Below are 24,163 nucleotides of genomic sequence, written 5' to 3'. Positions count from 1 at the left end.
GTCGTCCCGACGCGACTCAGCGGGGCAACCCGAGGATCCTCTCGCCGACGATGTTGCGCAGGATCTGCGTGGTGCCGCCGGCGATCGACAGGCAGCGGGTGTTGAGCTGCTCCCACAGGTCGGCGGCGAGGGGGTCGGCGTCCTCGAGCGCGTGGCGCTCGGCGGCCGAGACGAGCGCGAGCCGGTCGCCCTGCAGGCGCACCACCAGCTCAGACGACTCCTGACGACTGCGGACGCCGAGCAGCTTGGCCACGCTCGACTCAGGCCCCGGGCCGTGGCCGCCGAGGGCGCGCAGCGTGGTGCGCAGGCCCAGCAGCGAGCACACGGTGGCCAGTGCGACCTGATGGCCGACTGCGACGCGGTCGACGACACCCAGGCCCAGCCCGGGGTCGCCGGCGAGGTCGACGGCGCGCTCGACGCTCCGGGTGAGCCGGGCGCTGGCCATCGCCACCCGCTCGTTGGCCAGGGTGGTGCGGGCCAGCCGCCAGCCGTCGCCCGGCGCGGCGACGACGCACTCGTCGGGCCCGAACACGTCGTCGAGGACGACCTCGTTGAACAGCGCCTCACCCGTCATCTCCCGCAGCGGCCGCACCGTGATGCCGTCGCTGCGCATGTCGACCAGGAAGTAGGTGATGCCCATGTGCTGCGGCACGTCGGCATCGGTGCGGGCCAGGCAGATGCCCCAGTCGGCGCGGTCGGCCACCGACGTCCAGACCTTCTGGCCGGAGAGGCGCCAGCCGCCGTCCACGCGCTCGGCGCGGGTGCGCAGCGAGGCGAGGTCGGAGCCCGAGCCCGGCTCGGAGAACAGCTGGCACCAGGTGATCTCACCGAGCAGCGATGGACGCACGAAGCGCTCGCGCTGGGCGTCGGTGCCGTGGCCGAGGATGGTGGGCACCGCCCAGCCGGCGATCACCAGATCCGGCCGCTCCACGCCCGCGGCGGCGAGCTCGGAGTCGATGACCACCTGCAGGGTGGCGTCGGCGCCCAATCCGTAGGGCACGGGCCAGTGCGGCGCGAGGTACCCGGCGTCCGCGAGAGCCGCTCGGCGCCCCTCCTCGCGCATTGCGGCGATCCGCTCGACGGTGCTGCGCACCTGCGGGCGCACGGCGTCGTCGCGCCCACCGAGGTCGACGTCCACCCGGCGCCGCACACCGCGCACGGCGGCGTCCACGAGCGCGAGGGCGGCGTCGTCCGCGGAGCCGACGAGGGCGCGCAGGCTGAGCGCGCGGCGCAGGTAGAGGTGGGTGTCGTGCTCGAAGGTGAAGCCGATGCCGCCCAGCACCTGCACGCAGGTCTTCGCGACCTCGACCGCACCGTCGAAACAGACCACGCGGGCGACGTCCACAGCGAAGGCCCACTGCTCGTCGCCGTCGGAGGCGGCCGCGTCGGCGGCGTTCGCCGCATCCCACGCGGCAGCCGTGACCGACTCGGCGGTCTCGAGCATCTGCGAGCACAGGTGCTTGACGGCCTGGAAGGAGCCGATGCGCTGGCCGAACTGCTCGCGCACCTTCGCATAGGCCACCGCGGTGTCGAGGCACCAGCGGGCCACTCCCGAGGCCTCGGCCGCAGCGAGGGTCACGGCGAGTCGTTCGCGGCGCGAATCCTGCCACCTCGAGTGGCGCACCACGGGTGCCACCTCGGCGTGGCGGGCGCTGAGGTCGACCCCGACGCGGACGACGTGCTCGGCGGACTCTGCGGACTCTGCGGGATCGGCGGGATCGGCGGGGTCGAGGAGCAGCACCTGGTCGGCGCCGCCGCCGTCCCAGACCACGCCGCCGGCGCGCACCTGCACGCCGTAGCGGCCGGGCCTCCCGGTGAGGAGCGTGCCGAGGGTGGAGCCGAGCAGGCCGCCGGGCACGAGCTCGCGGGCGCAGGCCTCCAGGGCCACCGCCTGGTCGAGCACCGTGCCGCCCCCGCCGCCGGCGGCCTCGGGGAGCGCGATCGAGGTGATGCCCATCTCCGCCGCGGCGGCGGCCAGGGGTGCGAAGTCGGCCTCCGCGTCGTGCTCGGCCGCCCGCACGGCGGCGATCGGGTCGAGCCCGGCCGCCCACTTCTGCAGGCTGGTGGCCAGCTCGACCTGGTCGTCGGTGATCGGGATCGACATGGTGCCCCTCGGGGTCGGCGGGCGGCCCGCGCAGAACTAGAACAAGTTTCAGTTTACTAGAGTGGCCGGGTGACCGACACCATGCCGCGCGACCTTCTCGAGCTCGCCCGCTCCACCAAGGGCTTCATGCCGGACGACGAGGGCGCGCTGCTGCACCGGATCGCGTTCGAGCGCCTTCCGCACGGCCCGGCGCTCGAGGTCGGCACCTACTGCGGCAAGTCGGCGGTGTACCTCGGCGCCGCGGCGCAGGCGGTCGGGAGCGTGGGCGGCGTGCCCGCCACCGTGTTCACGGTCGACCACCACCGCGGCTCGGAGGAGAACCAGGCCGGCTGGGAGCACCACGACGCCAGCGTGGTCGACCCCGAGTTCGGGCTCATGGACACCCTCGGCGTGTTCCGCAAGACCATCGCCCGCGCGGGACTGGAGGAGCACGTGGTCGCCGTCGTCGGTGCGTCGTCCACGGTGGCGGCGCACTGGCGCACCCCGCTGTCGCTGCTCTTCATCGACGGCGGCCACGGCGTCGAGCCCGCCCGCGCGGACTTCCGCGGCTGGGCCCACCATGTGCAGCGCGACGGGCTGCTCGCCATCCACGACGTCTTCCCCGACCCCGCGGACGGCGGGCGCCCGCCGTACGAGGAGATCTACCTCCCTGCACTGGCGAGCGGTGCGTTCACCGAGGTCGACGTCGTGGGCTCGCTGCGGGTGCTGCAGCGCACGAGCGGGTCAGCGGGAGAGCCGCTCGCCTGAGGTGCTCGCGGCGCACTCGCACTCCAGCGCCAACTCCTCAAAGTGCGGCGCCAGCGAGGTGCCGCGCATGATGCCCGAGCCCGGGGTCGAGCGGCCGTAGGTCTCGCCCAGCGCGTCGACCGCCAAGATCACCGCAGCAGCGGTGTAGGTGGTGTGCTCCACCGGCCAGTGGACGTCGCGCGGCTCGCCGTCGGCGCGCCGCGCCGGGTCGTCGTAGACCCAGCCGGTCCAGTAGCGGCCGTCGTCCTCGCGCAGGTGCTGCATGTCGGTGAGCAGGCGCAGCGCACGCTCGTGGTCGCCGATCACGTCGAGAGCCATCGCCAGCTCACACGTCTCGGCGCCCGTGACCCACGGGTTGGTGTCGACGCAGTGGATGCCGAGGCCGGGCACCACGAAGTCGTCCCACCGGCGCGCGATCAGGGCACGGGCCGCCTCACCGCGCACGGCGCCGCCCAGCACCGGGTAGTACCAGTCCATCGAGTACGACGACTTGTCGGCGAAGCGGTCGGCGTGCACGCGCACGGCGTGGCCGAGGCGACCACCGGCGAGCTCCCACTCGGGCTGGGGGTCGTCCATGAGGTCGGCGAGCGCGACGCCCGCGCGCAGCGAGTGGTAGATGCTGGAGTTGCCGGTGAGCAGGCAGAAGTCGTCGACCGGCGTCCACCGGATGCCGCCGAAGGGCTCCTGGAGCGAGACCACGAAGTCGAGACCCGCGCGCACCGAGGGCCAGTGCCTCTCGATGAACCGGATGTCGCGGCGCAGCAGCCAGTGGTGCCACAGGCCCACCGCGAAGTAGGCCGACATGTTCACCTCGCCGCGGACGTCCTCCGGCTCACCGTTGACGATCTTCATCGGCCAGGACCCGTCGGCGCGCTGCATCGTGGGCACCCAGTCGTAGGCGCGCTCGGCGGCGGCCACCTGTCCGCCGACGAGCATCGCCATGGCGGCCTCGACGTGGTTCCAGATGTCGACGTGCTCGCCCGTCGTCCACGGGACGGCTCCCCAGGGCTCCTGCATGGCGGCGATCGCGGCGGCGGTGTCGGCCACCTGCTGGGCGCTCAGGACGCCGTCGACGAAAGGCAGCCGGCCCAGCGGGACCTCGGGCACGGCACCGGCCCCGCTCACACGGTCTCCGGCTTGCGGAAGTAGAGCACGAGCGACTTGCCGATGAGCGGGTCGAGCACCTTGCCGGCCAGCCGGAGGGCCAGGGGCTGCTTCATGATCTCCCACACCAGCAGGCGGTGATAGGCCTTGGCGAGCGGGTGCCCGTCGTTCTCGACGCCCACCGCGGACTTGATCCACCAGTAGGGCGCGTGCAGGCCGTGGCTGTAGGACCGACCCTCGTAGATCATCGCGGCGCCGGGCGTGCCGTCGTTGGCGCGACCGGCCTTGGTGACCTTGTCGATGAGCTCGAGGTCGGTGTAGATGCGGATGTGGCCGCCGGTGGCGTTGTGGTACTCGGGCGAGAGACGCCAGTTGACGACCTCGGGCAGCCAGCGCGGTACCGAGACCGCGAGGGTGCCGCCCGGGCGCAGCACCCGCACGAGCTCCTTGATCGCGTCGACGTCGTGGTGGATGTGCTCGAGCACCTCCGAGCACACGATGCGGTCGAACTCGCCGTCGGCGAAGGGCAGGGCCAGGGCGTCGCCCTGCTTGACGTCGGCCTCGGCGCCGGGCGGCACCTCCCCGGCCTCGGCCATGGCGACGAAGAGGTCCTTGACGCCGGCGAGCTCGTCGGCGTCGAGGTCGAAGGCGATCACGTCGGCGCCGCGGCGGTACATCTCGAAGCTGTGGCGTCCCGCGCCCGCGCCCATGTCGAGCACGCGGTCGCCCGCACGCAGGCCCAGCCGGTCGAAGTCGACGGTCAGCATCCTCAGTTCCCCTTCCGCTGCGGCGCGGCCTGCTCGGCCGCGAAGTCCGCGATCACCTTCTCGTAGGCCGCGGCCACCTTGACCGCGACCGCGCGCCAGCTGAAGTGCTCCTCGACGCGTCGGCGGCCGGCGGCACCCATCCGGGCGCGGCGCTCGGGCTCGTCGAGCATGCGCGCGAGCGCCGTGAACAGCTCGCCCACGTCGCCGGGGGCGACCAGGTCGGCGCACTCGCCGTCGTCGCCCACGACCTCGGGGATGGCGCCGGCGCGGCTCACCACGAGCGGGGTGGCGCAGGCCATCAGCTCGGCGGTGGGCAGCGAGAAGCCCTCGTAGAGCGAGGGCACGCAGGCCACCTCGGCCGAGCCCATGAGGGCGACCAGCTCGGCGTCCGAGAGGCCGTTGGCGAAGCGCACAGAGTCGCCGATGCCGAGCTTCTCGATGAGCCGCTCGGTGCGCCCGCCCGGCGCGGGGCGGGTGACGAGCACGAGCTCGACCTCGCGCTCGGTGCGCAGCTTGGCGAAGGCCTCGAGCAGCGTGGAGATGCCCTTCATCGGGGCGTCGGCGCTGGCCATCGCCATGATGCGGCCGGGAACCCGCGGCTCGGTGGGCGGCACGAACATCTCGTCGACGCCGAGGAGGATGACCTCCATCTTCGCGGGGTCGACGCCGAAGTCCTTGGCGATGTCGCGCTTGGAGGTCTCCGACGGCGTCATGATGAAGCGCGCCCGGCGGGCCACGTGGGCCTGCATGCGCAGGAAGCCGTACCAGCGGTGGAGGGTGAACTTGCGCCACGGGTTGGACGTCTGCGAGATGTCGATGCGCCGGTCGAAGGTGATCGGGTGGTGGATCGTGGTGATCAGCGGGATGCCCGCGCGCTTCTCGATGTCGAGCATGCCGTGGCCCAGCACCTGGTTGTCGTGGGCGATGTCGAAGTCGGCGGCCCGCTCGGCCATCACCTTCGCGATGCGCCGCGAGAAGGTGCGCGGCTCGGGGAAGCCGGCCAGGCACATGATCGCGAACTCCTGGACGTCGATCAGGTCGCGGAACTCCCGCAGCTTGGGCACCCGGAACGGGTCGGGCTCGCGGTACAGGTCGAGGCTCGGCACCTTGGTGAGCGCCACGCCCTCGTCGAGCTCGGGGTAGGGCTGCCCCGAGAAGACCTCCACCGTGTGGCCCAGCCGCGTGAGCTCGCGGCTGAGGTGGCGCAGGTAGACACCCTGCCCGCCCACGTGGGTCTTGCTGCGATAGGACAGCATCGCGATCCGCATACTCGGGTTCACTCCTTCTCACCGCCGGCGCAGCGCGCGGCGGACACGGGGCAGGGGGTCCGGACGGCCCAGGGCCACGCGGCGCCTTCGGGGCGCAGCGGCCGGAACGAAGTGGAACGTGTTGCTGTCGGACCACTACCTGTCGGTAGCCTAACCGCTGAGGGGGGCGCGAACCGTCCCCTCCCATCCAGCCCAGGGAGTGTCCGATGACCATCGCGAACCCGGCAGCCGACGAACTCGGATCCGCGGCGCAGCGCGACCGGCGCAAGCGCATCCTCGACGCCACCTACGACCTCGCCAAGGCCGGTGGCTTCGACGCCGTGCAGATGCGGGCCGTGGCCGAGCAGGCCGACGTCGCCCTGGGCACCCTCTACCGCTACTTCCCCTCGAAGATCCACCTGCTGGTCTCCGCGCTGGGTCGACAGTTCGACGAGGCCGCGCAGCGCGTGACCACCCGCGAGGTGCCGGGCGACACCTCCGCCGACCGCGTGCTGCACGTGCTGCGCCGCATGTCGCGCGGCATGCAGGGCGATCCGCAACTCACCGAGGCGCTCACCCGCGCCTTCATGTTCGCCGACAGCTCGGTGGCCGCCGAGATCCACGTGGTCGGCATGTCGATGACCGCCATCGTCACCCACGCCATGCGCGGCGGACCCGCAGCGCCCGGGCAGGAGGCCTCCGAGCAGGACGTCGCCGTGGCCCGCGTGATCGGCGACGTGTGGCTCTCGGCCCTCGTCTCGTGGGTCACCGGCCGCTCGAGCGCCGCCGAGACCGCGCAGCACATGGAGACCGCGATCCACCTGATCCTGCGCGACTGATCGCCGCGCGCCGAGGAGCCCCCTCACGCGGCCTCAGGCGCCGAAGGCGTGCGTGCTGGTGACGCCGCCGTCGACGGCGATCTCGGCACCGTTGATGTAGGACGACTCGTCGCTGGCGAGGAAGACGTACACCGGCGCGATGTCCTCCGGCGTGCCCACGCGGCGCAGCGGCACCTTGCTGGCGCCGAACTCCATCGCCGCGTCGCCCCCGTGCACACGGGTCATCGGGGTGTCGATCATCCCGGGGTGCACCGAGTTCACCCGGATCCCGCGCGGCCCCAGCTCCATCGCGGCGCACTTGGTCATGCCGCGGATGGCCCACTTCGTGGCCGCGTAGGCCGTGCACGACGGCATGCCCGCGAGCCCCTCCACCGACGAGGCGTTGATGATCGAGCCGCCGCCGTTCTTGCGCATGGTCCGGGCCACGGCCTGCATCCCGAGGAAGACGCCCATCTGGTTGACCCGCCACAGCAGCTCGACCTCCTCGGCCGGCATCCGCTCGATGTCGCCGAAGCGGAGAATGCCCGCGTTGTTGGCGAGCACCGACACCGGTCCGAAACGCTCGGCGACCTCGGCGACGAGCGCCGTCCACGACGCCGCGTCGCTGACGTCGTGCCGGGTGAAGTGGACGACGCCCGGCCCGTGCTTCGCCGCGATCTCCTCGGCGAGGGCGGCGCCCTCCGCCTCGGCGACGTCGGCGATGACGACCTGCGCCCCCTCGGCGGCGTAGGCGCGGGCGATCTCGGCCCCCTGGCCCTGCGCCCCACCCGTGACGATCGCGATCTTGCCGGCCAGGCGTCCTGAGCGCAGCGCTGCGCTGCTCGTGTCGCTCATCGCTGCGCCCCTCAGACGCTCAGCTGCATGATCGCGTCGGCGGCGAAGCCGATCGACGGATCCCGGTCGGCGAACCACCCGCCGAGCTGCTTGTCGAGGTCGTCGGGGGTCCACACGTCGCCGCTGGCGTCGAAGCGCTCGGCCACCACGGGGGCCGCGACGACCGCGACCATGCCGCCGTAGACCACCATCACCTGGCCGGTGATGCGCGCGGCGGCCGGCGAGGCCAGGTAGGCCACCAGCGGTGCGACGTGCTCGGGCGAGTACGGGTCGACCGTCCGGCCGGAGGTGTCCTCGCCGAAGACCTCGGCGGTCATCGCGGTGCGGGCGCGCGGGCAGATCGCGTTGGCGCGCACGCCGATGCGACCCAGACCCCGCGCCGTGGAGAGCGTGAGGGCGGCGATGCCGGCCTTCGCCGCCGCGTAGTTGGCCTGGCCCGGCGAGCCGCCGAGGAAGGCCTCGGACGCGGTGTTGACGACGCTCGCCTCCACGCGGCCCTCCGGGCTCTGCTTGGCCTGCGCGCGCCAGTGGGCGGCAGCGTTGCGCGAGAGCAGGAAGTGCCCGCGCAGGTGCACGGCGATGACGGCGTCCCACTCGTCGTCGGCGAGGTTGAACAGCATCCGGTCGCGGGTCATGCCGGCGTTGTTCACCACGACGTCGAGGCGACCGAGCTCGTCGACCGCGGCGGCCAGCATGGCGTCCGCGGTGCTGCGCTCACTGACGTCGCCCTCGACCACCACGGCGCGCACCCCGTGGGCGCGCACCTCCTCGGCGGCCTCGTGCGCCGCACCCGGCAGGTCGTTGAGGACGACGTCGGCGCCCGCCGCCGCCAGCGCCAGCGCCTCGGCGCGACCCAGTCCGGCGCCGGCCCCGGTGACGATCGCGACCCTGCCCTCCAGCGACGTCGTCACGCGTCGCCCTCCACGAGGGTGATGGCCGCACGCGGGCAGGCCGCCACGGCCCGGCGCACGTCGTCCTCGTTCTCGGGGGTGGTGTGCTCGGCGTGCAGCTGGAGGAAGTCGTCGTCGTCCAGCTCGAACACCTCGGGCGCCATGGCCTCGCAGAGGCCGTTGGACTCGCACAGCTCGAAGTCGACCTTGATGCGCATCGGTTGTTCCCTTCGGAGGGTGGAGGGGTGGGGTGGTGGTCGGGGTGCGGGGACGCGAGCCGCGGCGGCTCAGCCGCCCTCGGAGGAATGGCCCGGGAAGACGTGGGCGGTGGGGTCGATGACGACGGCGGCGTTGTTGACGGCCGTGGCCGCCTCGCCGAAGCCGACCGAGATGAGGCGCACCTTGCCGGGGTACTCGGTGATGTCGCCGGCGGCGAAGACCCGCGGCAGGTTCGTGCGCATCGCGGTGTCGACGACGATGTGGCGCTTGTGGGTCTCGAGCCCCCACTGCTGGAGCGGGCCGAGGTCGGCGACGAAGCCGAGGGCCGCCACCACCGCCTGGGCCTTGCGCACCTGCGCGGTGCCGTCGACGGTGATCTCGACCTCGGCCAGCTCCTCGGCCTCTGCGCCACCGCGGCCGGCGGCGTCGCGCAGGGCGGTGACCTCCGCGCGGGTCACGATGTCGACCGAGGAGGCGCGCACCTGCGCCACCGTGCGCTCGTGGGCGCGGAAGGCGTCGCGCCGGTGCACCAGCGTGACCGAGCGGGCGACGGGCTCCAGGTGCACCGCCCAGTCGAAGGCGCTGTCGCCGCCCCCGACGATCACGACGTCCTTGCCCACATAGGGGGCGAAGGTCGGCACGAAGTACTCGACGCCCCGGCCGATCCACTCGGCGCCCGCGGGGAAGGGGCGCGGGCTGAACTTGCCGATGCCCGCGGTGACGAGCAGGGCTCCGGCCTGCAGCTCGGTGCCGTCGTCGAGGGTGAGGCGCACGCCGTCGTCCTCACTGGTGACGAGGTCGGTGGCGGTGCGCCCCAGCAGCTGCAGCGGCTCGGCGGTCAGCGCCTGGGCCACGAGCCCGGCCACGAGGTCGCGGCCCTTGATGCTCGGGAAGCCGGCGACGTCGAGGATCGCCTTCTCCGGGTACATGGCCGTGATCTGGCCGCCGAGCTCCGGCAGGGAGTCGACGAGCGCCACGCGCAGGCCGCGGAAGCCCGCGTAGTAGGCGGCGTAGAGGCCGGTCGGACCTGCGCCCACCACCACCAGATCGCACTCGGTCACCATCGGATCACCGTCGCCTCCTCGCCGCCACGCCGGAACTGTAACGTGTTCTAGTTCTCTTGTCTCGGGTCGGCGCGGCGGGTCGACGTTCGGTGCGACGGCGCCCGGCGCGTGGCCCAGGTCACGTCCAGCCTAGGGCGCGCTGATGACGATCGGGCGGAACCGCCGATGCCGGGCGGAGCGGGACCAGCAGGACCAGCAGGGTCAGGAGGGCGACGGCGACACGCTGGGCGCGGGCGAGGTGGGAGCAGCCTCGCCGGGAGCGTCGGTGTCGAGGCCGTCGACGAACCAGCCGCGGTCGGTGTGCACCATCGTCACGAGCACCTTGAACGGCGTCACGAGGGTGTCGGGCTTGCCGTCCTGCGTGCGGCGCACCACCTGGTTGAGGAACACCAGCGCCTCGAGGCGCGTGCGACTGGCCCGCACCACCCCCTGCGCGACCACGGTGGCCTGCACCGTCGTGCGCTTGGCGACGAAGTCGCGCTCGATGTCGCGGGTGGTGGCGCGGTACTCGCGCGCGAAGTCGGCGGTCATCAGCTTCGCTGCCGCGTCGACCTCGCTGGCGAACTTCGTGTGGTCGATCGACACGATCTCCTGCGCGGCCTTGGCCGCGGCGTCGACACCGTCGAGCACCTGCAGCTGGTTGGCCACCACGGGCCGCCCGGCGGGCACCGTGAGGCCGTTCGGGTCGGTGGACGACGCCCGCTCGCCGTCGCCCCCGCCCTCCTGGCGCCAGAGCAGCACGCCGACGACGATCAGCGCGACGGTGAGCACCCCGATCACCGCCGTGAGCACCCGTGTGACCCGCGGCGAGGCGAGCGGTCCGACCGCCTCGGGGCCGTGGCTCTCGACCTCCACGCCGACGGGGTAGAGCGCGCGCGAGCGGTCGACGTCCTCCTCGCGGCGCCGCGGCGTCGCAGACGCGGATGCCTTCGCGAGCGACGGTCGCGGGGCATCGGTGGTCGCGGCGGTGTCGCCGCTGCCACCCTCTCCCTCGCCCTCGACGGGGGTGAGCGGGGTGTCGCGACCGGCGATGCGCTTCGGGCGCGAGGTTCCGCCTCGCGAGGACGCGGGCCGGCGCGGGGGACGCGAGGAGGCGTTCATGGCCGTTCTCCAGTGCCTCGGGGATCGGTGTCGGCGGCGCGGCGCGAGCGCACGGGACTCGTCACGGGCCTCACCCGAGCGCCACGTACTGCAGGTCGCTGGTGAGCCAGGCGCCCTTCGAGCGCACGAGCTCGACCTGGATGCGGTAGTTGCGCGCCTCGTCGCGGAAGCGGGTGGTCTTGTTGCGCACCGCACCGCTGGTGGCCACGATCACCGTGGCGGAGTCGTCGTCGCCGGCCACGAGACCCGTCCACACCACGCGGGCGGTCATCTGCGACTGCGCCTCGGTGCCGAGACGGCGCAGGTCGGCGGCACCGCGGGAGTACTCGGCCAAGAAGGTGCCGGTGGAACGCTTGCGCACGGCATCGACCGTGCGGGCGGGGTCGCGGTAGTCGAAGTTGACGAACGCCTCGACCATCGAGCGTGCGGCCGCGATCTGGTCGGCCGTGCGGGCCTGCTCGGCGCTCGACGCGAGCGGTACCGCCTCGACGACGCCCGGGCCGACGTCCTCACCGGCGTCGCCGCTCACCCCGACGCCGTCGACACGGTCGTCGGACTGGCGCACCAGCGTGAGCGTGAGCAGGACGAGCACGCACACCCCGATCACCGCTACGGCGTAGAGGACGACGTTGAGCCGCACCCGCGAGGTGTCGCTCACCGACTCGCCACCGGGCCCACCAGCAGCCACTTCCATGCATCCCCTCCGAGCACCGAGAGATCCTGCGGCTGCTGCAGCCGGATCCGGGTGCCGTCGTCGTCCACGAGACCCGGCACCGCTCCGGTGGCCGGGTCGTAGACGTCACTGTAGACGCGCGCGGGCGAGGCGGCCTCGGCCCTCCGGTTGCCGGGCGCGTAGCGGCTGCCCCGCATCGCGTACGGCGGACCGGCCGTGCAGGAGACGTCGGCGGCCTCGGCGTCGGAACGGTCCTGGGTGGAGCGCCACTTCGAGGGCGGCAGGTAGCCCTTCGTGCAGGGCGGGACGCTGTAGTCGAGCTGCAGGTTGACGTGGCCGAACCCGTCGGCGGTGCTGCCCGTCGGACCGCCCGCGATGAGCGGCGGGTAGGTGACGAGCAGCTGCTCGATGCCGTCGAGCTCGCTCACCAGCACCTGCCCGACGCTGACGAGGTCGCCCATGAGGATCGGCAGCGTGGGCTCGAGCTCGGTGAGCAGGCGGTCGACCGCGCGAGCAGCGCCCGGAGTGGCGTCGAGGATGGTGCGCAGGTCCTGGTCGCGGGCACGCAGCGTGCCGGTGACCGTGGCGAGGTCGCGGGAGAAGCGCCGGATGTTCTCGCCCTGGCCCTGCTGGGTGCGCAACACGGTGCGGCCGTTCTCGAGCAGGGCGATCGTCTCGTCGGTGTTGCGGCTCGCCTCGTCGATGAAGGCCGTGCCGCCGTCGATGAGGCGCTGCAGGTCGCGCCCGGAACCTGAGAACGCGAGCCCGAGCTCCTTGACCACCGAGCGCAGCGCGTCCTGGTCGACGGAGGACACGAAGCGGTTCAGGTCGACCAGCAGGTCGCCCTCGTCGGTGGGCAGCGAGGTGGCGTCGCCCACGAACCGCGCGCCGTCGGCGGCGAAGGGGCCGTCGTCGTCCACGGGCTCGAAGTCGAGGTACTGCTCCCCCACCGCCGAAAGGTTGTGCACGTACATGCGGGAGTCGAGGGGAAGGCGGGTGCCGGGGCGCAGGGCCATGGTGAGGTCGAGCCCGTCGGCGCTCGGCTCCATGCGCGTGATCTTGCCGATCTTCACCCCGCGGTAGGTGACCTCGCTGCCCTCGAAGAGGCCGCCGGATCCCGGCAGCCGGGCGCTCACCACGATCTCGCGGCCCGTGACGCGGTCCACCAGACCGAGGTAGGTGGCGGTGACGTAGGTGAGGCCCACCGCGCTGAGGACGACGAAGGCCATCAGTCGGATGCGCACGCCGCGGCTCATGTGGCCCCCAGGAGCTGGTCGGTGGTGCCGGTGAACGACGACTGCGATCCGGTGAGGCCGCCCATCAGGCCGTTGAGGCCGCCGAGGAGGCCGCCGCTGCCGTCGAGCAGGCCCCCGAGGTCGAGGTCGGGCAGGGCGTTGAGCAGGCGGCACACCGGTCCGTCCTTGATGGCGGGCTGGCGGCACTGGCGCTGGAGGTCCTGCACGAGGTTGACGTCGCGCAGCACCTTGGCGCACGCGGTGCTGGTGAGCTTGCCGCTGCGCAGGCAGCGGCCGACCTGGTCGATGACGCCGCCGAGGTCGGGCAGCTGGATCTCGGGCAGCTTCAGCGACCGGTACAGGTTCGCCAGATCGAAGTCGGCCTGGATGACGGTGTCGGCGTAGTCGCCCTCGACGATCGCGTTCGCCGACTGCGGGAACGGGAAGCTCAGCAGCAGGTTGAGCCCCGGTGCGAGCTGTTCGTCGGCCTCGCGCAGCTTGCGCAGGACCGGGCCGAGGTCCTTCAGCACCGAGAGGATGTCGTCCTTGCTGGCGTCGATCACGCGCGTGCCGACCCGGCCGAGCTCGTCGAGCGATCCGAGCATGGCCACGAGCTCGTCGTGCTGGTCGGCGAGGACGTCGACCGCGGGTCCGACGGCGTCGAGCGCCTCCCCCACCGTGTCCTTCTCGGCGTTGAGCGTGGAGGTGAGGTTGTTGAGCGACTCGAGGGCCCGCACGATGTCGAACTTCTGGGCGTCGAGCGTGCCGATCACGCCGTCGAGGGAGGAGAGCAGGTCGCGCAGCCGGTCCTCGCGACCGGACATGACGGCGTTGGCCTCGCGGGTGATCGTGCCCAGCTGCGCCACGCCGCCGCCGGTGAGCAGGAAGGACAGCGCCCCGAGCACCTCCTCGACCTCGGGGTTGCGCCCGGTGGAGGGGAGCTTGATCGTGTCGCCGTCGCCCAGGCGTCCGCCGGTGGTGGTGGTCGGCGCCTCGAGCGCGACGTACTTCTCCCCGAGCAGCGAGACCTGGCGGATGTCGGCCACGGTGTCGTCGGGGAGCTCCACGTCCTTGCGCACGAGCAGCGTCACCCTGGCGTTCCAGCCGGCGCGCTCGACCTCCTCGACCTCACCGACCACGACGTCGTCGACCATGACCGGCGAGCGCGGGACGACGTTCAGCACGTCGCGGAAGTAGGCGGTGACGCGGAAGGCGTCGTCGGCGGAGACCTCGTGGCCCGGCAGGGGGAGGTCGTAGGCGCCGTCGAAGTCGCAACCGACCAGGCCCACCGCGCCGGCGAGCAGGAGGGCCACTGCGCCCGCCCGGGCGCGCAGCCGGCTCATCGCGCCCCTCCGAGCAGGGCGACGACGCCGCCGTCACCGGTGGAGTAGCGCACGTCGGAGGCTCCGGGGAGCTGCAGGCCCTGGGGGGTGTCCATCCCCGAGCCGCCCCGGGCCGCCGCCCCCTTCGCCCCGCCGGGCAGCGACGAGGCGTACTCCGGCGGCAGGAAGGGGAGGTTGCCGACCACCGGCTCCACCAGGGCCTTGATGAGGTCGCAGGCGGTGTCCTTGAGCGCGGCGGGCATGGCCGGGTTCTGCTGCACGATCGCGCACACCAGCCCGTCGGCGTCCCAGATGTTGCCGCCGATGCCCACGCGCGAGCTCTGCGACCCGCTGATCGGCTCGAAGCCCATGAGGAGGTTGCCCATCGCGACGGGCGCCACGCGCACCGCCTGGTCGATGCTGTCGGTCTCGGAGGCGATGGTGCTCATCACCTCGGTGAGCTTGCGGACGTCGCGGACGAAGGCGTCGCGGTTGTTCTCGACGAAGCCCTTGACCGAGCCCACCGCCTGCGCCACCGAGCGGACCGCGGCGTCGAGCTCGTCGCTCTCCTGGGCGAGCATCGCCGACACCCCGGTGAGGTCCTTGACGAAGGCCTGCACGAGCCGGTCGTTCTGCGCGAGGGTGCCGGTGAACGTGGCGAGCTGCGAGACGGCCTCGAAGAGCGGCCCGGCGCCGTCGCCGAAGGTCTGCGCTGCCGCCGCCAGCTGCGCGATGGTCTCGCGTCCCCGGGCTCCCTGGCCGTCGAGCGCCTCCCGGCCGGCGCGCAGCAGGTTGTCGAGGGTGCCGTCGGCGTTCACGCCGTTCGGCCCGAGCGCCTGGGTGAGCGAGCGGAGGCTGCTGTAGATCCGGTCGAGCTCGACCGGCACCGCCGTGTCGGGCAGGGCGATGTCGGCACCGTCGGCGAGCACCGCCCCTCGGCCGGGGTACACCGGGGTCAGCTGCACGAAGCGGTCGGCCACCAGCGTGGGCGTCACGATCACCGCCTTGGCGTCGGCGGGCAGGCGGTGCTCGGCCTCGTACTCCATCTCGACGCGCACCGAGTTGCCCTCCGGGATCACGGCCGTCACCGAACCGACGGTCACGCCGAGGATGCGGACGTCGGTGCCCGTGTAGACACTCACCGCGCGGGGGAAGTGCGCCGTCACCCGCTTCATCTCCACCGGGGATCGCACGAGGTTGACGCAGAGTCCGACCAGCAGCGCCACCGCGAGCAGCGCGAGCACCCTCCTGTCGATGAGCCTCACCAGGCCCGCCACCGCTCTCATCGCTCCCCCGGGACGAACTCGCCGGTCGGCAGGGCGAGGAGGTTCGAGGCGTAGGCGTCGAACCACGGGCCGGTGCCGATGATGTTGCTGAGGATCGAGACATAGGGACCCAGCGCGTCGAGGGTCTCCTTGATGCGCTTCTGCTTCGAGACCAGGAAGCTGACGAGCCCGTCGACCTCGGCCAGCGCCGGACCGATCTGCGCCTCGTTGTCCTTCACCACCCCCTGCAGCTCGCGGGCGAGCGAACGCGCGTTGACCAGCAGGTCGTGGACGGCGTCGCGGCGCTTGGTGAGCTCACGGAAGACCAGGCTGCTGTCGCGCATGAGCGCGACGAGGTCCTCGCCACGCTCGGCCAGGACGCCGCTCACCTGCTCGGTGCTGCGGAACAGCTGCTGCACCTGGGCATCGCGCGAGGCCACCGCGCGCGAGAGGCGCGAGATGCCGTCGAAGGCGCCCTGCAGCTCGGGCGCGGCGCCGTCCAGCGTCTCGGCCACCGTGCTCAGGGCCCGCGACAGGCGGTCGGTGTCGATCTCCTCGGTGGTCGTGGTGAGGTCGGAGAAGACGTTGACGATGTCGTAGGCGGCCTCGGTGCGCTCGAGCGGGATCGTGGCCCCCGAGGCCAGGCTTCCGGGCCCGGCAGGCTCCAGGTCGAGGTACTTCTCACCGAGCAGGTTGAGCACCTGCACCGACGCCCGGCTCTCGCGGCCGAACTCGACGTCGCCGTCGAGCTCGAAGGTCACCCGCACGCGATCGCCGACCAGCTCGATGTCGCTCACCCGGCCGCTGCGGATGCCACCGACCTGCACGATGTTGCCGGTGCGCAGGCCGCTGGCGTCGCTGAACTCGGCGTGGAAGGTGGTGCCGCGGAACCCCGGGAACTTGCCCAGGTTGAAGGTCGCGGCCGACACCAGCACCATCAGCGCGAGCGTGATGACGCCGAGGCGCAGCACGCGCCTCTCGCGCGCTCGGGCGATGCGGTTCGTCGTCCTCATGGTGATCACTTGTCCTGGCACCGGGGTGCGGTGGAGCGGATCTTGAAGTCGGCGATGTACTTCTGCAGCTCCTTGATGATCGGGAGGTTCGCGATCACGGGCAGCCGGATGCGGGCCGAGACGCCGCAGACGTAGTAGTTGTACCAGCTGCCGTAGGTGCCGGTGCGGGTCTGGTCGCGCATCGTCTCGGGCATCCGCTCGAGCAGGCTCGCGAGGTTGGCCCGGTTCTCCTTCCGGTTCAGCAGGGCCGACAGCTGGCGCAGGGCGTCGAGGTCCTCCTTGACCAGCGGGCGCCCCTGGCGCAGGAGGTCGGCCACCGTCACGGTGAGCTGCGAGATGTTGTCGAGCGAGGATCCGATGGTGTCACGGTCCTTCGCCAGGTCGCTCATCCAGTCCTTGAGCTCGACGATGAGCGACCCGAGCTGCTCGCGCCGGTCGGCCACGGTGTCGAGGGTCTGCCCGAGGTTGTCGATCACCTCGCCGATCAGCTGGTCGCGATCGGCGAGTGTGCCGGTGAGCGAGGCCGTGTGGGCCAGCAGGCTCCGGACCGTGCCGCCCTCGCCCTGCAGCACCTGCACGAGGTTCATGCTGAGCTCGTTGACCTGCTTCGGGTCGAGCGCGGCGAAGAGCGGCTTGAAGCCGTCGAACAGGGTCGTCAGGTTGAGCGCGGGCCGGGTTCGCTCGGCCGGGATCGTGGCGTCGGCCCGCAAACGGGGGGCGCCCTGCGAGCCGGTGCCGCGCTCGAGGGCGAGGTAGCGGTCGCCGACCAGGTTGAGGAAGCGGATCTCGGCCTGCGTGGACGACGTCATGGCCACGCTCGAGTCGACGCGGAAGGTGACGCGGGCCATCGAGCGTCGGTAGTGCTCGACGCTGCGCACCTCGCCGACGCTGACGCCCGCCACCCGGACGTCGTCGCCCTTCTCGAGCATCGAGGCGTCGGTGAAGATCGCGTGGTACTCGGTGCGGTCGCCCAGGCCGATGTTGCCCATGATCACCGCGAGCACGCCGGTCACCAGGAGCGACACCATCGTGAAGACGGCGAGCTTGACCGCGGCCGCACGGGTCGCCCGGTTGCGGCGACGGCGCAGCTGAGCCGTCGGGTCGGGCGGGTCGGGCACCTCGAACCGCGGGGTGTGAGTCGGGTCGGGCCGGGTGCTCATCCGACTCCCCCGCCCACCCGCACGACCGGGCCGTAGAGCAGGGAGCCGAGCGCGCCGTAGGAGGAACCGCTCGAGCGACCGTTGCGTCCGGCCAGCAGGGCGTTGACGACGCGTTGCTCGGCCCGCGAACCGGCGTACCCGCTGTCGATGCTGCTGATCGGATCGAAGAGTCCGAGGTTCGGCACCGGCAGCGTGCCCTTCTTCTCGTCGATGTCGGAGCCCTGGTCGAGGGAGAAGCCGGGAGTCGGGATCGTGAAGTTCGGCAACCCCGCGCACCAGGGCCCGTGCCCCACCTCGCCGTACTCGGGCAGGTCGCGCTCGTCGAAGGCGCGGGTCTGTGGCTGGAAGAACTCGATGTACTGCTTCACGACGTTGCCCTCGAAGGTCTTCGACAAGATGGGCTCGTAGTTCGCCGCACCGCGGATCAGGCACGGGAACTGCGGCGAGTACTCCGCCAGCAACCGGACGATCGGGGCGCTCACCTGCCCGACCCGGATGAGGTTCTGCTCGTTGGCGTTGAGGACCCGCGTGGTGGTGCGGGCGAGGCCGGTGATGTCGGAGAAGAAGACGTCGAGGTCGGCTGCCTTCTCCGTGATCGTCTTGCTCGTCACGGTGACGTCGTCGAGGACGTCGAGCAGGTCGGGGGCGGCCAGGTCGTAGGTGTCGGCCACATCGGCCAGCGCGATCAGGTCCTCGCGCAGCGTCGGCAGCGACTGGTCGATCTCGCCCACGTAGCGGCCCAGCTTGTCCATCGTCTCGCCGATGTCGGCCCCGCGTCCCTCCAGCGCCCCGGCGATGGCGCTCAACGTCGCGTTGAGGTCGGCGGGGCGCACCGCGCGCAGCAGGGGGAACAGGTCGGCCAGCACCTGGCTCAGCTCGACGTTGGTGCGCACGCGATCGGCGGGGATGATGCTGCCGTCGCGCAGCCGCCCGGAGGCGCGGGTCGGCGGCACGAGCGCGACGAACTTCTGGCCGAACAGCGTCGTGGGGAGGATCTCGACGCTGATGTTGGCGGGGATGCGCTCCGCGGCGTCGGGCTCCAGGGCCAGCGTCAGCTCCGCCTGCTTGCCGTCCTGCGCGATCCGCTGCACGCGGCCCACCAGCGCGCCGTTGAGGCGGACGTCGCCGAACTTGGCCAGCTGCAGACCGGCCCGCTCGGCCTTGACGGTGACCGTGGTGACGCGGTCGAAGGTCTTGTTGTAGATGGCCACCGAGAGCCAGATGAGCAGGGCGAGGGCGGTCAGGAAGGCGATGCCGGCGACGAGCAGGCGGTTGTGCTCGCGGGCGCTGCCGTGGTGGAGGTTGACGAGCATCACCCGGTGATCCTCACCGTCGTCGTCGAGCCCCAGATGGCGAAGCTGAGGAAGAAGTCGGCCACGACGATCGTCACGATGCTCGTGCGGATGGCCGTGCCGACCGCACGACCCACGCCCGCGGGCCCACCGGAGGCGGTGTAGCCGTAGTAGCAGTGGATGAGGATGACCGCGACCGCCAGCACGAGCAGCTTCGCGAACGACCACAGCATGTCGATCGGCGGCAGGACCTGCAGGAAGTAGTGGTCGTAGGTGCCGGCCGACTGGCCGTAGATGAGCGTGACGATCAGCCGCGGCGACAGGTAGGAGGCGCAGAGCGCCACCACGTAGAGGGGGATGACGGCCACGAAGGCCGCCACCATGCGCGTCGTGACGAGGAAGGGCAGTGACGGGATGCCCATCACCTCGAGGGCGTCGATCTCCTCCGAGATGCGCATCGCGCCCAGCCGCGCGGTGTAGCCGCATCCCACGGTCGCGGCGAGTGCGATCGACGACACCAGAGGGGCGACCTCGCGGGTGTTGAAGTAGGCCGAGATGAAGGCGGAGAACTTGGCGACGCCGATCTGGCTGAGCGAGGCGTAGCCCTGGATGCCGACCTCGGTGCCGGCGAAGAAGGCCATGAAGGCGATCACGCCGACCGAGCCGGCGATAAGGCTCAGCCCGCCGGCTCCGAAGGCCACCTCGGCGAGCGTGGCCGTGATCTCGCGGGGGTAGCGGCGCACGGCGCGCGGTGCCCAGGCGAGCGCCTTGGCGTAGAACAGCAGCTGGTCGCCGTACCCCTCGAGCGAGGCGCGTCGCGCCCGTCCGAACTCCCCGGCCGCCTCGGTGATCGCGCTCATCTCACAGTCCTGCCGGGGGCGAGATCTGGAAGTAGATGGCGGTGATCACGGCGTTGAGGAAGAACAGCGCCATGAAGGCGATGATCACCGACTCGTTGACCGCCCGACCGACGCCGCTGGGGCCGCCACCGGCGTTGAGGCCCTTGTAGGCCCCGATGACCGCAGCGAGCCATCCGAAGATCAGCGCCTTGATCATGGCGATGTAGAGGTCCGGCAGCGAGGCCAGCGCCGTGAAGGACGACAGGAAGGCACCGGCGGAGCCGCCCTGCACGATCACGGTGAAGAAGTAGCCGCCGCCGATGCCGGTGCCGATCACGATGCCGTTGATCATCACGGCCACGAACATCGTGGCCACGACGCGGGGGGCGACGAGGCGCTCGAGCGGGTCGATTCCCAGCACCTCCATGGCGTCGATCTCCTCGCGGATCTTGCGCGAGCCGAGATCCGAGCAGATCGCGGATCCGGCCGCGCCGGCGATGATCATGGCCGCGGCGATGGGCGCCGCCTCGCGCACCGTGGCGAGCACCGCGGTGGCCCCGGCGAAGGACTGCGCCCCGAGCTGGCCGGTGAGGTTGCCGACCTGCAGCGAGATCACCGCGCCGAACGGGATGGAGACCATGATCGTCGGCACGAGCGTGACGCTGGTGATGAACCAGGCCTGCTCGATGAACTCACGGGTCTGGAAGGGCCGGGTGAGGATGCGGCGGGTCACCTCGACGACCATCAGCGCGATCTCACCGGGCCCACGGACCAGTGCGACGGCGTTGAACGCCACGGGTGCTCCTCTCACCGACTACCTGCGCGAGCGGCCGGCACCCTCCCCGAGCGCGACCGCGGGGATAGTAGAACACGTTCTCATTCTGGGTGCCACCGTGACGCGGCGGAACCGGACGGGATCCGTAGGAGGAGCGAGAGGAGGGAGAAGAAGGAGAGGAGGGTGAGCGTGGGGATCAGCGCGGGAGGTCGGGCACCATCGAGGACCCGGCCGCCACCTGCTCGCGGGTGAGCAGTGTGCGCACGCGGCGGCGGTAGCGCAGGATCTGCACGACGCCCACCGCCCAGAGCAGGTACTGCACACTCACCGCCCAGCGGAACGCCGAGGCGGAGTACTCCTCCCCCGCCGGCGTCAGCAGGTCGAGGACGACGCCCACTCCGACGATCACCAGCAGCGAGGCGGTGAAGCCGCCGACGTTGATGATGCCGCTGGCGCTGGCGCCGCGGTGTCCGGGGTTGCTCGTGCGGGCGACGTCGAAGCCGACCATGGAACCGGGGCCGCCGGCGCCGACGACGAGGATGAGGACGACGAGGAGCCACAGCGGAGCGTCGCCCGGCCACAGCAGGACCGCCGCCCAGGCGGAGGCCATGGCGGTGACGATGACCAGGGCCGCCGTGGAGCGGTGCCACGGGTGGCGTCCGACCAGCCAGCCCAGCAGGGGCCCGTAGCCCAGGTTGGTGAGCACCAGCAGCGAGATGAGCGCTCCCGCGGTGGCCTCCGAGCGGTGCTCGCCGACCACGAGGAACGGGAAGCCCCACAGCAGGCCGATGAGGGCCGGGCTAAAGGGCGTGGAGAAGTGGATCCAGAGCCCCAGCCGGGTGCCCGGCTGGGCCCAGGACGCCGCCAGGCTGGCGCCGAGGTCGCGTGCCGACATCGGGTTGCCGCGCACGTGTGCGGCGTCGGGCGCGTCGTGGAGCAGCAGGCGCAGGGCGATCAGGCCGACGAGGCCCGCACCGGCGCCGGCGAGGTAGGCCGTCGTCCACCCGAACTCGCCGAGCGCCCAGGTCATCGGTGCGGCTGCCGCCAGGGCGCCGAGCTGGCCGAGGTTGCCGGTGAGCTGGGAGACGAGCGGCACCTGACGGTGCGGGAACCAGGCGCCGACCAGGCGCAGCACGCAGATGAAGGTCATGGCGTCGCCGGCACCGACGAGCACGCGCGCGGCCAGCGCCGTCGGGTAGTCGTCGGCGAAGGCGAACGCCGTCTGCCCGAGGCTGACCACCGTGACCGCGACGGTGAGCACGGTGCGCGAGCCGAAGCGGTCGACGAGCAGCCCGACCGGCACCTGCAGCGAGGCGTAGACGAGCAGCTGGAGCATGGTGAAGGTGGCCAGCTGGCTGGCCGAGATGCCGAAGCGCTCAGTGGCCGCGAGGCCCGCCACGGCCAGGCTCGAGCGGTGGAAGACGGCGAGGCCGTAGAGGCTCAGCCCCACGGCCCAGACCGAGTAGCGCCGAGCTGATGAGGGCGCGCCGGCGCCCGAGGAGGCGGCCGGCCCCGAGACCGCCGCGCTCACCGGGTGGCTTCGACCATCTGGCGTAGCTCGCGCTTCAGCTCCGAGATCTCGTCGCGCAGCCGGGCGGCCACCTCGAACTGCAGCTCGGCGGCAGCGTTCTTCATCTGCTCGGTGAGGTCCTGCACGAGCTGGGCGAGATCGGCGCTCGGCATGCCCGCGAGGTCGGCGGTGTGGTTGCCGATGTCGGTGGAGCGCAGCTGCGGCGTGGGCGAGCCCTTCGGCTTCACACCGCCGGCCCGCCCCTTCTGGCCCACGTCGGCCCAGGTCTGCAGGAGCTCCTGGGTGGTCTCGTCCTCGCGCGCGAGCATCTCGGTGATGTCGGCGATCTTCTTGCGCAGCGGCTGCGGGTCGATGCCGTGCTCGGTGTTGTAGGTCACCTGCCGCGCGCGGCGGCGGTTGGTCTCCTCGATCGCCGACTCCATCGACGGGGTGATCTTGTCGGCGTACATGTGCACCTGTCCCGACACGTTGCGCGCCGCGCGGCCGATGGTCTGGATCAGCGACTTGTCGGAGCGCAGGAAGCCCTCCTTGTCGGCGTCGAGGATGGCGACCAGCGAGACCTCCGGGAGGTCGAGACCCTCGCGCAGCAGGTTGATGCCGACCAGGACGTCGTAGAGGCCGAGGCGGAGGTCGCGCAGCAGCTCGATGCGCTTGAGGGTGTCGACCTCCGAGTGCAGGTAGCGGGTGCGGATGCCGGCGTCGAGGAGGTAGTCGGTGAGGTCCTCCGACATCTTCTTGGTGAGCGTGGTGACGAGCACCCGCTCGTCCTTCTCGGCCCTCGTGCGGATCTCGGCGATGAGGTCGTCGATCTGACCCTTGGTGGGCTTGACCACGACCTCGGGGTCGACGAGGCCGGTGGGGCGGATGATCTGCTCGACGACGTCGCCCTGCACCTTGTCGAGCTCGTAGTCGCCGGGCGTGGCGGAGAGGTAGATGGTCTGGCCGATGCGCTCGAGGAACTCCTCCCAGCGCAGCGGCCGGTTGTCCATCGCGCTCGGCAGGCGGAAGCCGTGCTCGACCAGGTTGCGCTTGCGCGACATGTCGCCCTCGTACATGCCGCCGATCTGGGGCACGGCCACGTGCGACTCGTCGACGACGAGCACGAAGTCCTCGGGGAAGTAGTCGAGCAGGGTGTTGGGGGCGCTGCCCGGGCTGCGGCCGTCCATGTGCATCGAGTAGTTCTCGATGCCCGAGCAGGAACCGACCTGGCGCATCATCTCGATGTCGTAGGTGGTGCGCATGCGCAGGCGCTGGGCCTCGAGCATCTTGCCCTGGCGCTCGAACACCGTGAGCTGCTCGGCGAGCTCGGCCTCGATGCCGCGGATCGCGCGCTCCATGCGCTCGGGGCCGGCCACGTAGTGGGTGGCGGGGAAGACGTGGAGCTCGGAGTCCTCCGTGAGCACCTCGCCGGTGATCGGGTGCAGCGTGGAGAGGCGCTCGATCTCGTCGCCGAAGAACTCGACGCGCACCGCCATCTCCTCGTAGACCGGGAAGATCTCGAGGGTGTCGCCGCGCACGCGGAACGTGCCGCGGGTGAAGGCGAGGTCGTTGCGGGTGTACTGGATCTCGACCAGCCGGCGCAGCACCGTGTCGCGGTCGTGCTCCTCCCCCACCCGCAGGCGCACCATGCGGTCGACGTACTCCTGCGGCGTGCCCAGGCCGTAGATGCACGACACCGTGGAGACCACGATGACGTCGCGACGCGTCAGCAGCGAGTTGGTGGCCGAGTGGCGCAGCCGCTCGACCTCCTCGTTGATGGAGGAGTCCTTCTCGATGTAGGTGTCGGTCTGCGGCACGTAGGCCTCGGGCTGGTAGTAGTCGTAGTACGACACGAAGTACTCGACCGCGTTGTCGGGGAAGAGCTGGCGCAGCTCGTTGGCGAACTGTGCGGCCAGCGTCTTGTTGGGCTGCAGCACGAGCATCGGGCGCTGCACCTGCTCGGCCACCCAGGCCACCGTGGCGGTCTTGCCGGTGCCGGTGGCGCCGAGGAGGACGACGTCCTGCTCGCCGCCCTGCAGACGCTTGGTGATCTCGGCGATCGCCGCGGGCTGGTCGCCCGAGGGTGAGTACTCGGACTTCACCTCGAAGGGGGCGACACGACGCTCGAGATCGGTGACGGGGCGCATGGCTCCAGACTACGAG

General features: G+C 71.7%; 22 protein-coding genes. 2 read left to right on the top strand and 20 right to left on the bottom strand.

Annotation, left to right across the window (positions count from 1 at the left end):
* Positions 1-16: 16 nt before the first annotated feature.
* A complete protein-coding gene (locus ACERUN_RS09135; RefSeq protein ID WP_370289583.1) occupies positions 17-2,104 on the bottom strand; it encodes an acyl-CoA dehydrogenase family protein in 2,088 nt (695 codons plus the stop codon).
* A gap of 69 nt (positions 2,105-2,173) precedes the next feature.
* Here ACERUN_RS09135 and ACERUN_RS09130 point away from each other — a divergent pair, with 69 nt between their 5' ends.
* Positions 2,174-2,851, top strand: a complete 678-nt coding sequence (locus tag ACERUN_RS09130) for a class I SAM-dependent methyltransferase (protein ID WP_370289581.1) — start codon at positions 2,174-2,176, stop codon at positions 2,849-2,851.
* On the opposite strand, the gene ACERUN_RS09125 is transcribed toward ACERUN_RS09130, so the two are convergent.
* From ACERUN_RS09125 to ACERUN_RS09115, 3 genes are read right to left on the bottom strand one after another with little or no spacing between them, the layout of a single operon-like run.
* A complete protein-coding gene (locus tag ACERUN_RS09125) occupies positions 2,828-3,976 on the bottom strand; it encodes a prenyltransferase (protein WP_370289580.1) in 1,149 nt (382 codons plus the stop codon). The genes ACERUN_RS09130 and ACERUN_RS09125 overlap by 24 nt on opposite strands.
* Positions 3,973-4,722, bottom strand: coding sequence for a class I SAM-dependent methyltransferase (locus tag ACERUN_RS09120; protein ID WP_370289579.1), 750 nt, complete (start codon positions 4,720-4,722; stop codon positions 3,973-3,975). Before ACERUN_RS09120 ends, ACERUN_RS09125 begins: the two co-directional genes overlap by 4 nt.
* Positions 4,723-4,724: 2 nt before the next feature.
* Positions 4,725-5,990, bottom strand: coding sequence for a glycosyltransferase family 4 protein (locus ACERUN_RS09115; RefSeq protein WP_370289578.1), 1,266 nt, complete (start codon positions 5,988-5,990; stop codon positions 4,725-4,727).
* 206 nt (positions 5,991-6,196) lie between these two features.
* On the opposite strand from ACERUN_RS09115, the gene ACERUN_RS09110 reads away from it, so the two are divergent.
* Positions 6,197-6,808 carry a TetR family transcriptional regulator gene (locus ACERUN_RS09110; protein WP_370289577.1) on the top strand — a complete coding sequence of 204 codons (612 nt, stop codon included), beginning with the start codon at positions 6,197-6,199 and terminating at the stop codon, positions 6,806-6,808.
* Positions 6,809-6,841: 33 nt separating this feature from the next.
* Here ACERUN_RS09110 and ACERUN_RS09105 read toward each other — a convergent pair whose 3' ends face one another.
* From ACERUN_RS09105 to uvrB, 16 genes are all read right to left on the bottom strand, one after another.
* On the bottom strand, positions 6,842-7,642 hold the full coding sequence (locus tag ACERUN_RS09105) for an SDR family NAD(P)-dependent oxidoreductase (RefSeq protein ID WP_370289576.1): 801 nt from the start codon (positions 7,640-7,642) through the stop codon (positions 6,842-6,844).
* Positions 7,643-7,653: 11 nt separating this feature from the next.
* Positions 7,654-8,553: a 3-oxoacyl-ACP reductase gene (locus ACERUN_RS09100; RefSeq protein WP_370289575.1), complete on the bottom strand. Its 900-nt coding sequence runs from the start codon at positions 8,551-8,553 to the stop codon at positions 7,654-7,656.
* Entirely contained in the window at positions 8,550-8,750 is a 201-nt protein-coding gene (locus ACERUN_RS09095) for a ferredoxin (RefSeq protein ID WP_370289574.1), read from the bottom strand. The genes ACERUN_RS09100 and ACERUN_RS09095 overlap by 4 nt, the downstream gene beginning before the upstream one ends.
* A 69-nt stretch (positions 8,751-8,819) precedes the next feature.
* Positions 8,820-9,815 (bottom strand): NAD(P)/FAD-dependent oxidoreductase, encoded by a 996-nt coding sequence (locus tag ACERUN_RS09090; protein ID WP_370289573.1) that lies wholly within the window; start codon positions 9,813-9,815, stop codon positions 8,820-8,822.
* Positions 9,816-10,016: 201 nt separating this feature from the next.
* Complete coding sequence (locus tag ACERUN_RS09085; protein WP_370289572.1) at positions 10,017-10,916, bottom strand: hypothetical protein; 900 nt, start codon at positions 10,914-10,916, stop codon at positions 10,017-10,019.
* A 70-nt stretch (positions 10,917-10,986) separates the two neighbouring features.
* Positions 10,987-11,574, bottom strand: a complete 588-nt coding sequence (locus tag ACERUN_RS09080; protein WP_370289571.1) for a hypothetical protein — start codon at positions 11,572-11,574, stop codon at positions 10,987-10,989.
* Positions 11,571-12,833: an MCE family protein gene (locus ACERUN_RS09075; protein ID WP_370289570.1), complete on the bottom strand. Its 1,263-nt coding sequence runs from the start codon at positions 12,831-12,833 to the stop codon at positions 11,571-11,573. The genes ACERUN_RS09080 and ACERUN_RS09075 overlap by 4 nt, the downstream gene beginning before the upstream one ends.
* Positions 12,834-12,841: 8 nt before the next feature.
* Entirely contained in the window at positions 12,842-14,167 is a 1,326-nt protein-coding gene (locus ACERUN_RS09070; protein WP_370289569.1) for an MCE family protein, read from the bottom strand.
* Positions 14,164-15,411, bottom strand: coding sequence for an MCE family protein (locus ACERUN_RS09065; protein ID WP_370289568.1), 1,248 nt, complete (start codon positions 15,409-15,411; stop codon positions 14,164-14,166). Before ACERUN_RS09065 ends, ACERUN_RS09070 begins: the two co-directional genes overlap by 4 nt.
* Before the next feature lie 17 nt (positions 15,412-15,428).
* Positions 15,429-16,424, bottom strand: coding sequence for an MCE family protein (locus tag ACERUN_RS09060; RefSeq protein WP_370289567.1), 996 nt, complete (start codon positions 16,422-16,424; stop codon positions 15,429-15,431).
* Between the two features lie 5 nt (positions 16,425-16,429).
* On the bottom strand, positions 16,430-17,584 hold the full coding sequence (locus tag ACERUN_RS09055) for an MCE family protein (RefSeq protein ID WP_370289566.1): 1,155 nt from the start codon (positions 17,582-17,584) through the stop codon (positions 16,430-16,432).
* Complete coding sequence (locus ACERUN_RS09050; protein WP_370289629.1) at positions 17,581-18,897, bottom strand: MCE family protein; 1,317 nt, start codon at positions 18,895-18,897, stop codon at positions 17,581-17,583. The genes ACERUN_RS09055 and ACERUN_RS09050 overlap by 4 nt, the downstream gene beginning before the upstream one ends.
* The gene (locus ACERUN_RS09045; protein WP_370289565.1) at positions 18,897-19,736 is read right to left on the bottom strand and encodes an MlaE family ABC transporter permease; all 840 of its coding nucleotides are present in this window, start codon (positions 19,734-19,736) and stop codon (positions 18,897-18,899) included. The genes ACERUN_RS09050 and ACERUN_RS09045 overlap by 1 nt, the downstream gene beginning before the upstream one ends.
* A gap of 1 nt (position 19,737) precedes the next feature.
* Entirely contained in the window at positions 19,738-20,460 is a 723-nt protein-coding gene (locus ACERUN_RS09040) for an MlaE family ABC transporter permease (RefSeq protein ID WP_370289628.1), read from the bottom strand.
* A 226-nt stretch (positions 20,461-20,686) separates the two neighbouring features.
* Positions 20,687-22,021 (bottom strand): nitrate/nitrite transporter, encoded by a 1,335-nt coding sequence (locus tag ACERUN_RS09035; RefSeq protein WP_370289564.1) that lies wholly within the window; start codon positions 22,019-22,021, stop codon positions 20,687-20,689.
* Complete coding sequence (gene uvrB / locus ACERUN_RS09030) at positions 22,018-24,147, bottom strand: excinuclease ABC subunit UvrB (protein WP_370289563.1); 2,130 nt, start codon at positions 24,145-24,147, stop codon at positions 22,018-22,020. Before uvrB ends, ACERUN_RS09035 begins: the two co-directional genes overlap by 4 nt.
* Between the last annotated feature and the right edge of the window lie 16 nt (positions 24,148-24,163).

Origin of the sequence: Nocardioides sp., from assembly GCF_964229035.1 — a bacterium.
GTDB lineage: Bacteria > Actinomycetota > Actinomycetes > Propionibacteriales > Nocardioidaceae > Nocardioides.
Note: the sequence above shows the minus strand (reverse complement) of the source record. Positions and strands in the feature narration are given on the sequence as shown.

Bases quoted from the DNA above. Each gene is read 5' to 3' on its own strand.
- ACERUN_RS09055 (WP_370289566.1), bottom strand. From the start codon at position 17,584: ATGAGCACCCGGCCCGACCCGACTCACACCCCGCGGTTCGAGGTGCCC.
- ACERUN_RS09060 (WP_370289567.1), bottom strand. From the start codon at position 16,424: ATGAGGACGACGAACCGCATCGCCCGAGCGCGCGAGAGGCGCGTGCTG.
- ACERUN_RS09095 (WP_370289574.1), bottom strand. From the start codon at position 8,750: ATGCGCATCAAGGTCGACTTCGAGCTGTGCGAGTCCAACGGCCTCTGC.
- ACERUN_RS09135 (WP_370289583.1), bottom strand. From the start codon at position 2,104: ATGTCGATCCCGATCACCGACGACCAGGTCGAGCTGGCCACCAGCCTG.
- uvrB (WP_370289563.1), bottom strand. From the start codon at position 24,147: ATGCGCCCCGTCACCGATCTCGAGCGTCGTGTCGCCCCCTTCGAGGTG.
- ACERUN_RS09045 (WP_370289565.1), bottom strand. From the start codon at position 19,736: ATGAGCGCGATCACCGAGGCGGCCGGGGAGTTCGGACGGGCGCGACGC.
- ACERUN_RS09115 (WP_370289578.1), bottom strand. From the start codon at position 5,990: ATGCGGATCGCGATGCTGTCCTATCGCAGCAAGACCCACGTGGGCGGG.
- ACERUN_RS09110 (WP_370289577.1), top strand. From the start codon at position 6,197: ATGACCATCGCGAACCCGGCAGCCGACGAACTCGGATCCGCGGCGCAG.
- ACERUN_RS09070 (WP_370289569.1), bottom strand. From the start codon at position 14,167: ATGAGCCGGCTGCGCGCCCGGGCGGGCGCAGTGGCCCTCCTGCTCGCC.
- ACERUN_RS09120 (WP_370289579.1), bottom strand. From the start codon at position 4,722: ATGCTGACCGTCGACTTCGACCGGCTGGGCCTGCGTGCGGGCGACCGC.
- ACERUN_RS09050 (WP_370289629.1), bottom strand. From the start codon at position 18,897: ATGCTCGTCAACCTCCACCACGGCAGCGCCCGCGAGCACAACCGCCTG.
- ACERUN_RS09085 (WP_370289572.1), bottom strand. From the start codon at position 10,916: ATGAACGCCTCCTCGCGTCCCCCGCGCCGGCCCGCGTCCTCGCGAGGC.
- ACERUN_RS09090 (WP_370289573.1), bottom strand. From the start codon at position 9,815: ATGGTGACCGAGTGCGATCTGGTGGTGGTGGGCGCAGGTCCGACCGGC.
- ACERUN_RS09105 (WP_370289576.1), bottom strand. From the start codon at position 7,642: ATGAGCGACACGAGCAGCGCAGCGCTGCGCTCAGGACGCCTGGCCGGC.
- ACERUN_RS09040 (WP_370289628.1), bottom strand. From the start codon at position 20,460: ATGGTCGTCGAGGTGACCCGCCGCATCCTCACCCGGCCCTTCCAGACC.